This window comes from Chryseobacterium sp. POE27, from assembly GCF_039727685.1.
In the GTDB taxonomy this organism is placed as follows: Bacteria; Bacteroidota; Bacteroidia; order Flavobacteriales; family Weeksellaceae; genus Chryseobacterium.
Window position 1 is genome coordinate 2409842 of sequence record NZ_CP152475.1, and the last position, 15159, is coordinate 2425000.

A 15159-nucleotide genomic window follows, 5' to 3' on the forward strand; every position below is an offset into this window, starting at 1 on the left:
ATTCAGAATGACAATTTGAAATTAATTTTAAAAATATTTTTTATCCTCTTTTGCGTCTCTATTCAGGCGCAGAAGAAATCCTATTTCCTTATAGATTCAGAAACAAAGGTGAAGAAAAAGGTAAAAGATTCTGCTTCGGCAGTGAAGTTTCTTGATTCGCTGGCACAGAACAATTATTTTTTCACCCAATTAAAAGAAGTGCGAACGAAAGGCGACAGCACAGAAATAATTTTCGATAAAGGAAAAAATTTTAATCAGACGTATGTAAACCTTTCCGATTCTATTTCATCTAAAACTAAAATTCAGAAAGAATTTTTTACCAAAAATTTAGATTCCACCAAGAAGAACATTAATAAAAGGTATATTGATGATGGTTTTGCATTCAGCAGGATCAAATCTAAATATAAGGGGCAGAAAAACGGCTATCCTATCGTAGAGCTAGACATTAATAAGAACGATAAAAGAACCATCGACGGGTTTGTAGTAAAAGGCTATACCAGCGTTCCGAAAAGGTTTATGAGAAATCTGGAAAAGGAATTTAAAGGCAAAACCTATGATGACAAGAATCTCCTTGCAGTCAACAAATCTTTCCAGGGTCATCAGTTTGTAAGCCTGGAGCGTCCTCCGCAGACCATGTTTACCAAAGATTCTACGAGTATTTATCTTTTCATGGAAAAGAAAAAGACCAACAGCTTCGACGGGGTGATCGGGTTTGGAAATGACAAAACGGATAAGTTTACACTGAACGGAACCCTGAATGTGAATTTCAGGAACATATTCAACAGCTTTGAAACCATCAATCTTTACTGGCAGCGAAATCCGGATAAAGGACAGACATTTGATCTTCAAGCTGATGTTCCCTATCTTTTCAAATCGAATGTCGGATTGAATATGAAAGTCAATATTTTCCGCCAGGATTCTACTTTTGCGAATGTAAAAGCGCTTCCAGCGTTTTATTATCATCTCAATTCAAGAAATAAAATCGGTTTGAGAGGAACTTTTGAAAGTTCCAGCATCATAGACACTTTATATGTGCAGGGGAAAGATTACAACAAAAAAGGGATCGGGATATGGTTTGAAATGGTAGAGCCTACAGATATCGATCTTTTCCTTTACAAAACGAGAATCAACGCGGGATACGATTATCTCACCACAACTTATACAAAAGATAATATTACGTCTCCGCAAAACCAGTTCTATTTTTTCGGAGAACACAATTACCATATCAACGGAAACCATTTCCTCAACATCAAAGCGGAAGGTGCGATGATGGATTCAAAGGTTGACTTTTCCGCGAATGAATTGTACCGCTTCGGGGGCTGGAACTCGATGCGGGGTTTCAATGAAAATTCTCTCGCCGCCGATTTTTATTATTACGGAAGTTTAGAATACCGGTATCTTATCGGAAGCCAGGCATTCTTTGATGTTTTCGGACAGTACGGTCAGCTCAATAATAAATCTCTCAACGTAAAACCCAAACTCTACAGTGTCGGGCTCGGATTCAATTTCTTTATTCCGATCGGGCTTATGAGTTTCCAGCTTTCCAACGGTAATGAGTTTGGAAATCCTTTTAAGTTTAATGATATCAAAATTCATTGGGGAATTCTGAGTAGATTTTAGTCAGATTTTTTATTTGTATTAATATCTGCGTAATCTCCATGATGCTAGAGACTTTTCTCAGGCAAATTTACATTTTAAAAACAACGAGCTTTCTGAGTAGATTTTAGTGCGGCTTTTACATGTTCTCGCAGATTGAGCAAATTGAGCGGATTTTTTTATTAATATCTGCATAATCTCTATGATCTGCGGGAGACTTGTTTTCAGTCAAATTTAAAAGCAGACACAAAATTTACTTAACCGGGCGTTTGATCTTCTTCATTAAAACTTTAGGTCTTTTTGACAAAGCTTTAGGTGAATTTACGTTCCTTTTAGATCTCCTTGCTTAAATTTTAGAACTTCTTCTCAAAACTTTAGGTCAATTTGCCAAAATTTTAGGTCTGCTTCCCAAAACTTTAGGTGTATTTGTCAAAACTTTCGATCTTCTTCACGCAAAAAGACTTTCTTCACCAAAAGCATAAAAATTCGCCTTTTAAAACTTAAAACGGATACTATATAATAAGTAAAAAAAATAAAAATCTGAGGAATAATGCAAGTTCCCGGACTTTATTTTTATGTTAAATTTCATCATTGTCCCACATTGAAATTATATTTTTTTCTTAATGTCGACGTAAAACTGTGGTAACAAAGCCTGTCTAAATTTGCTTTCAAAAAAAATGAAGAAAACTTTAGCCACTTTTGCTGTTTTTTTACTCCCCCTTTATCTTACAGCCCAGGAAATCAACATTTCCGGAAACGTAAAATCTGAAAACGGAACCGGTATTTCCGGAGTAAATATTACAGATAAAAATACAGGGAAAACTGCCATCTCCGACGAGAACGGTAATTTCACCATCTCGGCCAACCCGAAAGACATTGTTGAATTTTACTCTCCCGAATTTTCAGCCTATACGATTGAAGTTTCAAACAAAAGAAATTATTCCGTTGTCCTGAAAAAAGTAAATGAAAAACAGATCGAAGGGGTTGTGATCACTGCATTAGGGATTGCCAAAAAGAAAGAAAAGATCGGGTACGCCACACAGGAAGTCGGGACTAAACAATTTGAAACGATCACTACTCCAAGTATTGGGAATTTATTTTCCGGGCAGGTTGCCGGATTGAATGTTTCAAATCCTACAGGAATGCAACAGGCCCCGCAGTTTACGTTAAGAGGAAACAGTAATCTTGTTTTTGTAATCGACGGCGTGATCGTTGAAAAAGAAGTTTTTCAGAATCTGGATCCGAATAATATAGACAATATCAACGTTCTGAAAGGAGCAACTGCTTCAGCGCTTTACGGCTCAAGAGGAAGATTCGGGGCCGTTCTGATCACTACGAAAAGTGCTAAAAAGAAAGGGTTTACCGTAGAGTTTTCCCAAAATACGATGGTTACAGCAGGATTCACCAATCTTCCAAAAACACAGACCGAATACGGAAACGGTTCGCACGGTAAGTATGAATTCTGGGACGGTGCCGACGGTGGTGTGAATGATGGTGATATGATCTGGGGACCGAAATTTGTTCCGGGATTGAAAATTGCACAATGGAACAGCCCGATCCGAGATAAACAGACCGGACAGGTAGTACCGTGGTATGGAGCCGTGACGGGAACTCAATATGATGATAAATCAAGATATGAAAGAGTACCCATCGACTGGAAATATCATGACAATCTTGACACTTTCCTGAAGCCGGCCGTTATTAATAATAATAATTTTGCCATCAGCTATAAAAACAATAAAGACGTTTACAGGCTTTCCGGAAATTTTATGAATTATGATGACCGCGTTCCAGAGTCTTACCTTCAGCGTTATGGGATAAATTTCTCATCTGAAAATCATCTGGGTGAAAAGCTGATCTTCGATACAAAGTTTAATTTTAACCAAACGTTTACTCCGAATATTCCAAACTATGATTATAATCCGAGCGGCCACATGTACACCATTCTCATCTGGATGGGAGGCGACGTAGACGGAAGAGATCTTAAAAATCATATGTGGATTCCCGGAAAACAAGGCACTGCACAAGCCAACTGGAATTATGCATGGTACAACAACCCATGGTTCGGCGCAGAATATTATAAGAATAAAAACAGAACCGACATCATTAATGCACAAACCGGTTTGGAGTATAAAGCGACCCAAGATTTCTCAGTAAAAGGGAAAATCTCCATTGTTGAAAACCATAATAAACAGGAAATTCAAAGTCCGTACTCCTATTTCAATTACAGCGCGCCAAGAAGTGGCGGATACATTCTGAACGATACCAAAACATGGAATCTTAACTATGATGTTTTAGCCACCTATAAAAAGAAAATTTCAGAGAATTTTGATTTTACAATCAATGCCGGAGGTTCTGCCTTTTATTATAAAAATGATGTAGACAATGCTTCTACAGATGGTCTGAAAATTCCTGAGCTGTACACATTAGACAATTCCATCGGTGCCGTAAAATATTATGATTATTTAAAAGAAAAACTCATCTACAGTGCCTATACAACCATTGATGTCGGACTATATAACGCTTTCTTCCTGAATGTTTCCGGACGTAATGACTGGTCTTCTACTTTGCCTAAAGCCAACAGATCCTACTTCTATCCTTCCGCTTCATTAAGTGCAGTGATTTCAAATCTTGTGAAAATGCCGGAATCGATCAGCTTATTAAAATTATCTGCTTCATGGGCGAAAGTAGCGTATGACTTCCAGCCTTACTCGATCAGAAATTATTACGTCAACAACAGCGGAATAACCTTCAACGGAAATCCTACATACTATTATCCTACCACTTTGAATGTTGAAAATACATTGAAGCCGGAACAGACAAAATCTTATGAATTAGGATTAAGCGCAGGATTATTTAACAATAGAATAACGCTTGATGCCACCTATTTCCGAACACTGGATTATAATAATATCCTTCAGTTCCCGAGTGCACAGTCTTCAGGATTTACTTCACAGTATGTCAACGGAAATGAGTACACCACAAAAGGTCTGGAAATATCCCTAGGACTTACTCCTGTTAAGACAGATAATTTCATCTGGAAATCTTTGATCAACTGGAGTACTTACGAACAGAAACTGACGTCTATCTATGCCGATATGCCGAATTACAACAACATCCAATTGGGCGAAAGAATGGACAGCTACTACGACTATACCTGGCAGAAATCTCCGGACGGAAAAGTAATCCTGAACGCCAACACCGGGATGCCAACCAAAGCAAACACTCCTACCAATCTTGGCCACTTCAATCCTGACTGGACGTTTGGTTTCAACAACACTTTTAAATATAAAAAATTCACTTTAAATATCGGAATCGACGGAAGTATCGGCGGTGTCATGAGATCGCAGGTTGTAGAAAAAATGTGGTGGGGAGGAAAGCATCCGAACTCTACCGCCTACAGAGATCTTGAATATGCCAACCCGGGAACTTACTATTTCGTTCCGGACGGTGTCAATTACAATGCAGCAACAGGAACGTACACACCGCACACCAAAGCCATAAGCTTCCAGGATTGGGCGCAGAATTATCCTTATAGAGCAAGAGTAACAGAAGATGAAAGTGAATTGTTTGCAAACGTTTTCGACAGAACTTTCGTGAAATTAAGATCGGTAACTCTTGAATATGACTTCTCTTACTTACTGAATCCAAAAGGAATGGTAAAAAGTTTTACCGCCAATATTTCAGGATACAATCTGGCAATTTGGAAAAAATCTAAAAACCTGTATTCAGATCCGGATTATAAAATCGGGACAGGAAATGACATTCAGGATCCTTCAAGCAGATGGATCGGAGTTGGGTTTAATCTTAAATTTTAATTAAAAAGAAATAAGAAATGAAAAATAGTATAAAATCAATTTTTGTTGCAGGAATATTGTCATTAACCGCTTGTGAATCTAATCTTGACACCATCAACGAAAACCCTAATGATAAAGCAAGTGTAGATCCTAAAGTCTTACTTACCTATGTTTCCTCAGATGTTTTTCAGGTAAACGGTGACAATATGTACGCTTCCCGAATGATGATAGGAACCGACGGTGAAAATGTTTACCAATATCTGAAATGGAATGATGCTTCTTTTGATACTTATTCAAAAGGACTTCTCAACACTGTAAAAATGATGCAGGAAGCAGAGAAGATCAATAATAAAAATTACCAGGCCATCGGTAAATTTTACAGAGCATACTATTTCTTTAATTTAAGTTTAAAATTCGGAAGCATCCCGTATTCAGAAGGAGTAAAAGGAGAATCAGGTATTACACAGCCAAAATACGATTCTCAGGAAACCGTCATGGCCGGAATTTTATCGGAATTAAAAGAAGCCAATGATTTAATTAATTCCAATGACAAGATTGAAGGCGATATCATCTACAACGGCGATGCATCAAAATGGAAAAAACTCATTAATTCTTTCCGCCTGAAAATTTTAATAACGATGTCTAAAAAAACGACCGTTGGTAATTACAACGTTGCTACAGAATTTGCATCTGTTGCAGGAAGCCAGCCTTTAATGACTTCCATTACAGACAACGGGGAGCTGAAATTTGCAGATGCTGCAGACAGCAGATATTCAATGTTCAACAATAGTGGTTACGGTTCAAGTTTATATATGGCAAATTATTTTATCAACTTATTTAAAGACAGACAAGATCCCAGACTATTTACTTTTGCTGCGCAGACAACCGGCGCTAAAGAAGCAGGGAAACCAATCACTGATTTTTCAGGATACAACGGTGGAAATCCTGTTTCTCCATATTCTGATAATGCAGCATTGATTACCGCAAAAAATATTTCTAAGGTAAACGACCGTTTTTATAAAGATCCTACCAACGAACCTTCATCAGTTTTAAGCTATTCCGAACTGGAATTTATTTTAGCAGAAGCTACGGCCAGAGGATGGATTTCAGGATCTGCCAAAACACATTATGATAATGCTGTTAAAGCAAGTTTCACATTTTATCAGACATATGTTAAAAATCCGGGACAGTACTTTACAGGATTTAATGTCAATAATTATCTTGCAAGTTCATTGGTTGTTTATGATAACTCCGCTTCACTGTCAACACAGCTTGAAAAAAATCATGACTCAGAAATATATGACCATGTTTCACCAGGCACAATGGACTTCTTATTATGATTATCTGAGAACAGGATACCCAAACTTCCCTCTACAGACAGGAGTTTCCGCACCTTTCAGATTCAGGTATCCTCAATCGGAATACAATTACAACAATGCCAATCTTAAAACGGCGCTGACTTCACAATACGGAGGAAATGATAATATTAATTCCAAACCTTGGTGGTTACAGTAAAAATCTGATTATTTTTTAACATTAAAACAAAAGAAATCGCAGGAAAAGAAATTAACTTGCGGTTTCTTTCTATTACAATTCAACATGAAAAGAAGAGAATTTTTAGAAAAATCAAGTTTGCTTTTAGCAGGTTTAGGAACTTCAGGAATCTTACATCCGGCTATTTTAAAAGCATTAACAATAGATCCTGCCGCCGAGTCTACATTTTATGATGCAGAACATATCGTTATTCTCATGCAGGAAAACCGATCTTTTGACCACGCTTTTGGAACTCTGAAAGGAGTGAGAGGTTTTTTGGATCAGAAAGCTTTCAGAAAACAGGATGGGCATTCTGTTTTTTTCCAAAAAAATAATGATGGCAAATATGCAGCTCCTGCACGTCTGGATTTAAGATATACAAAATCTACGTGGATGAGCTCACTTCCTCATTCCTGGGACAATCAGCAAAAAGCATTAAATAAAGGAAAATACGATCAGTGGCTTCAGGCGAAACATTCCGGAAATAAAGATTATAAAGACATTCCTCTTACATTGGGGTATTACAACCGTGAAGATCTTCCGTTTTACTATCAGCTGGCAGATGCTTTTACGATTTTTGACCAGTATTTCTGTTCTTCTTTAACGGGAACTACACCGAACAGACTTTTTCATTGGTCCGGAACTTTGCGTGAACAGAAAAATGGAAAAGTAAAAGCAAATGTTTACAACGATAATATTGATTACGATAAAGATCATCAGGCAAAATGGAAAAGTTTCCCGGAAATTCTGGAAGAACAGAACATCTCATGGAAAATATATCAGAATGAAATCAGCCTGCCAAAAGGAATGTCGGGCGAGCAGGAAGCCTGGCTCAGTAACTTTACCGACAACCCGATTGAATGGTTTTCTAAATTTAATGTAAAGTTTTCAAAAGGTTACCATCAAAATATCCCAAACATAATTACTTATCTGCAAAACGAAATCGAAAAGCATCCGGATAGGAAAGAAAAATTTGAAAAAATGATTGTGGAATTGGAGGAAGATAAAATTAAGTATCATCCTGATAATTACGCAAAACTTTCCCAAACAGAAAAAAATCTTCATGAAAAAGCATTCACTATCAATTCAGACGATCAGGATTACTGGAATCTTGAAATCGGACAGGATGAAAACGGTGAAAGATTAGTTGTTCCTAAGGGTGATGTTCTGCATCAGTTCAGAAAAGATGTGGATGAAAAAAAACTACCTCTGGTGTCATGGCTGATAGCTCCGGAGCACTTCTCAGATCATCCCGGTTCGCCATGGTACGGAGCGTGGTATATTTCTGAAGTGTTGAATATTTTAACGAAAGATCCTGAAACCTGGAAGAAAACAATTTTCATTATCAATTATGATGAAAATGACGGCTATTTCGATCATGTTCTTCCATTTTCTCCACCGTTAAATCTCAGCCAGCCTGTTGATATGAATGGAGCGGATGGTGTTGAATATGTAGACAGAAATCAGGAATATATGTCATCAGAAACACTGAAAGATCACGAAAAGATTGAGGGAACAGTTGGTTTAGGATACAGAGTACCGATGATCATTGCCTCACCATGGACAAAAGGCGGGTTTGTAAATTCTGAAGTTTCCGATCATACTTCTGTTTTGATGTTCCTGGAAAATTTTATTCTGAAAAAATTGAATAAAGACGTTACAGTTGAAAATATCAGCGATTGGAGAAGAGCAATTTGTGGAAACCTTACTTCAGCATTCAATTCATCGAGTGTGAAAATTCCTCATATTGATTATCTGAATCAGAAAGATTACGCTAAAACGATCAATTCGTCCAAAAACAAACCGGTTCCGGACCTGAAATGGTATTCTGAAAACGAACTGAACAACAATTTACTTGAAATTCAGGAACGAGGAATAAAGCCTTCCAACACACTTCCGTACAATTATCTGGTCAATTTTGAAGATGGGAAAATAAGGATGGTAAATTTGAAGGAAAGAGCAGTTCCGCTTATCATTTATGACAGAACTAAATTTGAAACAGAAGACTTTTATTTTTCATATGCTTTATATTCGGAAAAAGAACTACTTCATACTGTAAACAATGGCAAATATGATTATGAAGTATTCGGACCTAATGGCTTTTACCGAAATTTCAAAGGAAATAAATTACCATTGGTAAATATTTCTTTCGTGAATGACCAGTCTGGCAATAATTGTAGATTAATAATCACTAATCATTCCGGCATCAAAACTTCATTTATTTTAGAAGACCTGTATAGAAATACTAAGAAGCAAATATCTGTTCACAACAATACAATCGAGATTCCCTTAGATATTCTTAAAACAAAAGGATGGTATGATTTGAAGCTGAGCTCAGAAAATCACAGTTGGCTGTTTTCAGGAAGAGCAGAAACAGGAAAACCCACTGTCACAGATCCACACTGGAACTGATCTTAAACGCATATATTCAAAAGTCTTGTTCTAAAATAGGAGAAGGCTTTTTGGGGATATATGATATTTTAGAGTATGGTAAAAACAAAAAAAGTCTCACAGAGTATTCTGTGAGACTTTAAATAAAAACTGGCGGCGACCTACTCTCCCGCTTTCGCAGTACCATCGGCGCTGGTGGGCTTAACTTCTGTGTTCGGAATGGGAACAGGTGAGCCCCACCGCTAAAACCACCCTAAATAAGGTTTAATGTAACAATGTATTTAGTATAACAGTGTAACAATACAGTAAAAGATACTCATTGGTACATTGATAAAATGGTACATTGGTAAATTATATTTATCGGTAAATTTCATCACAAAGGCAAAACCAATTTTGCACTTATAAGGCTTGTTGTTGGCGCTTGGCTTTTAGCTAATAGCTATCGGCCAGTTGCCATAAGCAACACTTATAGGCTATAAATCTACGGGTAATTAGTACTACTCGGCTATGACATTACTGTCTTTACACCTGTAGCCTATCAACGTGGTCATCTCCCACGACCCTTAAAAGATGTCTCATCTTGAGGCGAGTTTCACACTTATATGCTTTCAGTGTTTATCTCTTCCAAACATAGCTACTCAGCGGTGCACCTGGCGGTACAACTGATACACCAGAGGTTTGTTCAATTCGGTCCTCTCGTACTAGAATCAAGCCCTCTCAAACATCTAACGCCCGCAATAGATAGAGACCGAACTGTCTCACGACGTTCTGAACCCAGCTCGCGTGCCACTTTAATGGGCGAACAGCCCAACCCTTGGGACCTTCTCCAGCCCCAGGATGTGACGAGCCGACATCGAGGTGCCGAACCTCCCCGTCGATGTGAGCTCTTGGGGGAGACTAGCCTGTTATCCCCGGAGTACCTTTTATCCTATGAGCGATGGCCCTTCCATACGGAACCACCGGATCACTATGTCCTGCTTTCGCACCTGATCGACTTGTAGGTCTCACAGTCAAGCACCCTTATGCCATTACACTCTACGCACGGTTACCAAGCGTGCTGAGGGTACCTTTGAAAGCCTCCGTTACTCTTTTGGAGGCGACCACCCCAGTCAAACTACCCACCACGCAATGTCCTTCTAAAAGAAGTTAGGCTCCAAGTAAGTAAAGGGTGGTATTTCAACGTCGGCTCCACCAACACTAGCGTGCCGGCTTCAAAGCCTCCCACCTATCCTACACATTACTTACTCAAAGTCAATACGAAGTTATAGTAAAGGTTCACAGGGTCTTTTCGTCCCATTGCGGGTAATCGGCATCTTCACCGATACTACAATTTCACCGAGCTCGTGGCTGAGACAGTGCCCAGATCGTTACACCATTCGTGCAGGTCGGAACTTACCCGACAAGGAATTTCGCTACCTTAGGACCGTTATAGTTACGGCCGCCGTTTACTGGGGCTTCAGTCAAACGCTTCGCTTACGCTAACGCCCTTCCTTAACCTTCCAGCACCGGGCAGGTGTCAGACCCTATACAGCATCTTTCGATTTAGCAGAGTCCTGTGTTTTTGATAAACAGTCGCCTGGGCCTCTTCACTGCGGCCAACATTGCTGTTGGCGTCTCTTCTTCCGAAGTTACGAGACTATTTTGCCTAGTTCCTTAGCCACGACTCACTCGAGCACCTTAGGATTCTCTCCTCGACCACCTGTGTCGGTTTTGGTACGGGTTGCTTCACTTCGGCTTTTCTTGGATCCGATTTCACTATAACAGCTTCGCCCGAAGGCTAGGCCTTGACACTTCCGTCCGTCTTCAATAGCTACGTCGAACCGTCCCCTTTTTAGTGTGAGCAAGTATGGGAATATTAACCCATTGTCCATCCACTTCCCCTTTCGGGTGCGCGTTAGGTCCCGACTAACCCTCAGCTGATTAGCATGGCTGAGGAAACCTTAGTCTTTCGGTGAGGGGGGTTTCTCGCCCCCTTTATCGTTACTTATGCCTACATTTTCTTTTCTATACGCTCCACCAAGCCTCACGACTCAGCTTCTGTGCCTATAGAATGCTCTCCTACCAGATATAATTAATTATAAATCCATAGCTTCGGTATTCTGTTTATGCCCGATTATTATCCATGCCGGACCGCTCGACTAGTGAGCTGTTACGCACTCTTTAAATGAATGGCTGCTTCCAAGCCAACATCCTAGCTGTCAATGCAGTCCAACCGCGTTGCTTCAACTTAACAGAAATTTGGGGACCTTAGCTGTTGGTCTGGGTTCTTTCCCTCTCGGACATGGACCTTAGCACCCATGCCCTCACTGCCGACCATCATTTATTAGCATTCGGAGTTTGTCAGGAATTGGTAGGCGATGAAACCCCCGCATCCAATCAGTAGCTCTACCTCTAATAAACTATAAATCGACGCTGCACCTAAATGCATTTCGGAGAGTACGAGCTATCTCCCAGTTTGATTGGCCTTTCACCCCTACCCACAGGTCATCCGAAGACTTTTCAACGTCAACCGGTTCGGTCCTCCACTTTGTGTTACCAAAGCTTCAACCTGCCCATGGGTAGATCACAAGGTTTCGCGTCTAATCCTACTAACTATGCGCCCTATTCAGACTCGCTTTCGCTCCGGCTCCGGACCTGAAGTCCTTAACCTCGCTAGTAAAATTAACTCGTAGGCTCATTATGCAAAAGGCACGCCGTCACAGAATTAATCTGCTCCGACCGCTTGTAGGCGTACGGTTTCAGGTTCTATTTCACCCTTCTATTCGAAGTGCTTTTCACCTTTCCTTCACAGTACTTGTTCACTATCGGTCTTTCAGGAGTATTTAGCCTTGGAGGATGGTCCCCCCATATTCAGACAGGATTTCACGTGTCCCGCCCTACTCATTTATCATCTATATATGCCTTTCAAATACGGGGCTATCACCCTCTATGGCTGTTCTTTCCAGAACATTCTTCTAAACATATAAAGACTTTTGGGCTAATCCGCTTTCGCTCGCCACTACTTACGGAATCTCTTCGATTTCTTTTCCTCCGGGTACTTAGATGTTTCAGTTCTCCGGGTTTGCTTCCCCTAAGGGATGACAGGTCTTCAACCTGACGGGTTGCCCCATTCGGACATCTCGGGATCAATTCGTGTGTGCCAATCCCCCCGAGCTTTTCGCAGCTTACCACGTCCTTCTTCGCCTCTGAAAGCCTAGGCATCCGCCATACGCCCTTAACGATTTCTTTCCTATTTTTAGGTTACTCAAGCACTTATAAGTGCTCGGTTTTCTCTTTGTGATGTCTTTACCGGTAATGTCAATGATCTTTATGCTTGTAATCCTGTAATCAAGTAAAATGTACTAATGACGGCTCCGTCATTATGTAGATATACAATTTCTTTTATTACACTCTTACAATTATACTCTGTACTTACGTACATTATATAATATGTGGAGAATAAGGGAGTCGAACCCTTGACCTCCTGCGTGCAAGGCAGGCGCTCTAGCCAGCTGAGCTAATTCCCCCTCTAGGTGGACTTGAGATTATTAGATTTGAGATCCGTGACTTATATATAGTCTCATATCTCTTGTCTTTTCGTCTCCCGTCTTTTTAATTAGTAGTCTCGGGCAGGCTCGAACTGCCGACCTCTACATTATCAGTGTAGCGCTCTAACCAGCTGAGCTACGAGACTCTTTATGAGTAATAAGTGATGAGTAATATTTGCATACCCCATTATCTTCATTCATTCCTCAATCTCTTCCCGTTACTAATTTCTAGTGGGTTTGTATTTTATATATAATTGATAAATGATGGATGATTACTGATGTTTTTATCATTCATCGATGATCATTTATCTCTTATGTATAGCAACCAATAAAAAACTAAAGCTTAAACTTTAAGTAAGTTCATGTATCTTGCGATACTTTTTTTTGTTTATCGTCAATAGACGCTCTAAAATGAGATGTTCCAGCCGCACCTTCCGGTACGGCTACCTTGTTACGACTTAGCCCTAGTTACCTGTTTTACCCTAGGCAGCTCCTTTTACGGTCACCGACTTCAGGTACCCCAGACTTCCATGGCTTGACGGGCGGTGTGTACAAGGCCCGGGAACGTATTCACCGCGCCATGGCTGATGCGCGATTACTAGCGATTCCAGCTTCATAGAGTCGAGTTGCAGACTCCAATCCGAACTGAGACCGGCTTTCGAGATTCGCATCACATCGCTGTGTAGCTGCCCTCTGTACCGGCCATTGTATTACGTGTGTGGCCCAAGGCGTAAGGGCCGTGATGATTTGACGTCATCCCCACCTTCCTCTCTACTTGCGTAGGCAGTCTTACTAGAGTCCTCAACTTAATGGTAGCAACTAGTAACAGGGGTTGCGCTCGTTGCAGGACTTAACCTAACACCTCACGGCACGAGCTGACGACAACCATGCAGCACCTTGAAAATTGTCCGAAGAAAAACCCATTTCTGAGCCTGTCAATTCCCATTTAAGCCTTGGTAAGGTTCCTCGCGTATCATCGAATTAAACCACATAATCCACCGCTTGTGCGGGCCCCCGTCAATTCCTTTGAGTTTCATTCTTGCGAACGTACTCCCCAGGTGGCTAACTTATCACTTTCGCTTAGTCTCTGAACCCGAAAGCCCAAAAACGAGTTAGCATCGTTTACGGCGTGGACTACCAGGGTATCTAATCCTGTTCGCTCCCCACGCTTTCGTCCATCAGCGTCAGTTAAGACATAGTGACCTGCCTTCGCAATTGGTGTTCTAAGTAATATCTATGCATTTCACCGCTACACTACTTATTCCAGCCACTTCTACCTTACTCAAGACCCGCAGTATCAATGGCAGTTTCACAGTTAAGCTGTGAGATTTCACCACTGACTTACGGATCCGCCTACGGACCCTTTAAACCCAATAAATCCGGATAACGCTTGCACCCTCCGTATTACCGCGGCTGCTGGCACGGAGTTAGCCGGTGCTTATTCGTACAGTACCTTCAGCTATCTACACGTAGATAGGTTTATCCCTGTACAAAAGAAGTTTACAACCCATAGGGCCGTCGTCCTTCACGCGGGATGGCTGGATCAGGCGCTAACCCATTGTCCAATATTCCTCACTGCTGCCTCCCGTAGGAGTCTGGTCCGTGTCTCAGTACCAGTGTGGGGGATCACCCTCTCAGGCCCCCCTAAAGATCATCGACTTGGTGAGCCGTTACCTCACCAACTATCTAATCTTGCGCGTGCCCATCTCTATCCACCTCAGTTTTCAATAATAAATGATGCCATCTATTATATTATGGAGTATTAATCTTCCTTTCGAAAGGCTATCCCCCTGATAAAGGCAGGTTGCACACGTGTTCCGCACCCGTACGCCGCTCTCAAGATCCCGAAAGATCTCTACCGCTCAGCTTGCATGTGTTAGGCCTCCCGCTAGCGTTCATCCTGAGCCAGGATCAAACTCTCCATTGTATGTTTGTTCTTGACTCACTCAAAGTTTTTTAACGCTTTAGTTTTTCCTTACTTGGTTGTTATATTGTATGTCAATGATCTTCAAATCTTCCGCTTCATACTCCGCTACTTTCTCTGTCAGTTTCACGCCGTATTTGCGAGTGCAAAAGTAATAAATTATTTCTTATCAACCAAATGTTTTTAAAAGAATTTTTAAAGTTTTTTGATAACCCTAATCTCCATTCCAACATCCGTCAAACCTACTCCTGCGCTCCCGTTTTATCGGGACTGCAAAGATACTAATCTTTTTTATTCTCACAAATATTTTCTGAAAAAAAAATTCATGAACTAAATCCGACTTTTAAATGTATCCTTATTAAATAAAGGAGTTCTTTTTAATTTATCCGCT

The 15159-nt window shown here is 40.4% G+C and carries 5 protein-coding genes, 2 tRNA genes and 3 rRNA genes; 5 read left to right on the forward strand and 5 right to left on the reverse strand.

The window, feature by feature from the left end:
• Window positions 1-108 precede the first annotated feature (108 nt).
• The 5 genes from AAHI02_RS11390 to AAHI02_RS11410 all read left to right on the forward strand — a co-directional run bounded on the left by AAHI02_RS11390 (window position 109) and on the right by AAHI02_RS11410 (window position 9338).
• Window positions 109-1620: a hypothetical protein gene (locus AAHI02_RS11390; protein ID WP_346983351.1), complete on the forward strand. Its 1512-nt coding sequence runs from the start codon at window positions 109-111 to the stop codon at window positions 1618-1620.
• 653 nt (window positions 1621-2273) lie between these two features.
• Window positions 2274-5414, forward strand: coding sequence for a SusC/RagA family TonB-linked outer membrane protein (locus AAHI02_RS11395; protein WP_346983352.1), 3141 nt, complete (start codon window positions 2274-2276; stop codon window positions 5412-5414).
• Between the two features lie 17 nt (window positions 5415-5431).
• Window positions 5432-6733 (forward strand): SusD/RagB family nutrient-binding outer membrane lipoprotein, encoded by a 1302-nt coding sequence (locus AAHI02_RS11400; RefSeq protein ID WP_346983353.1) that lies wholly within the window; start codon window positions 5432-5434, stop codon window positions 6731-6733.
• The gene (locus AAHI02_RS11405) at window positions 6678-6908 is read left to right on the forward strand and encodes a SusD/RagB family nutrient-binding outer membrane lipoprotein (protein WP_346983354.1); all 231 of its coding nucleotides are present in this window, start codon (window positions 6678-6680) and stop codon (window positions 6906-6908) included. Before AAHI02_RS11400 ends, AAHI02_RS11405 begins: the two co-directional genes overlap by 56 nt.
• 84 nt (window positions 6909-6992) lie before the next feature.
• On the forward strand, window positions 6993-9338 hold the full coding sequence (locus tag AAHI02_RS11410; RefSeq protein ID WP_346983355.1) for a phospholipase C, phosphocholine-specific: 2346 nt from the start codon (window positions 6993-6995) through the stop codon (window positions 9336-9338).
• Window positions 9339-9465: 127 nt separating this feature from the next.
• On the opposite strand, the gene rrf is transcribed toward AAHI02_RS11410, so the two are convergent.
• The 5 genes from rrf to AAHI02_RS11435 form a co-directional block, all read right to left on the reverse strand.
• Window positions 9466-9573: ribosomal RNA gene (rrf, locus tag AAHI02_RS11415) — 5S ribosomal RNA — on the reverse strand.
• A gap of 215 nt (window positions 9574-9788) precedes the next feature.
• Window positions 9789-12545, reverse strand: a 23S ribosomal RNA gene (locus AAHI02_RS11420).
• A 204-nt stretch (window positions 12546-12749) separates the two neighbouring features.
• Window positions 12750-12823: transfer RNA gene (locus AAHI02_RS11425), tRNA-Ala, on the reverse strand.
• 93 nt (window positions 12824-12916) lie between these two features.
• Window positions 12917-12990: transfer RNA gene (locus tag AAHI02_RS11430), tRNA-Ile, on the reverse strand.
• A gap of 263 nt (window positions 12991-13253) precedes the next feature.
• Window positions 13254-14771, reverse strand: a 16S ribosomal RNA gene (locus AAHI02_RS11435).
• The 16S, 23S and 5S rRNA genes sit together here with 2 tRNA genes alongside, the layout of an rRNA operon.
• Window positions 14772-15159 lie beyond the last annotated feature (388 nt).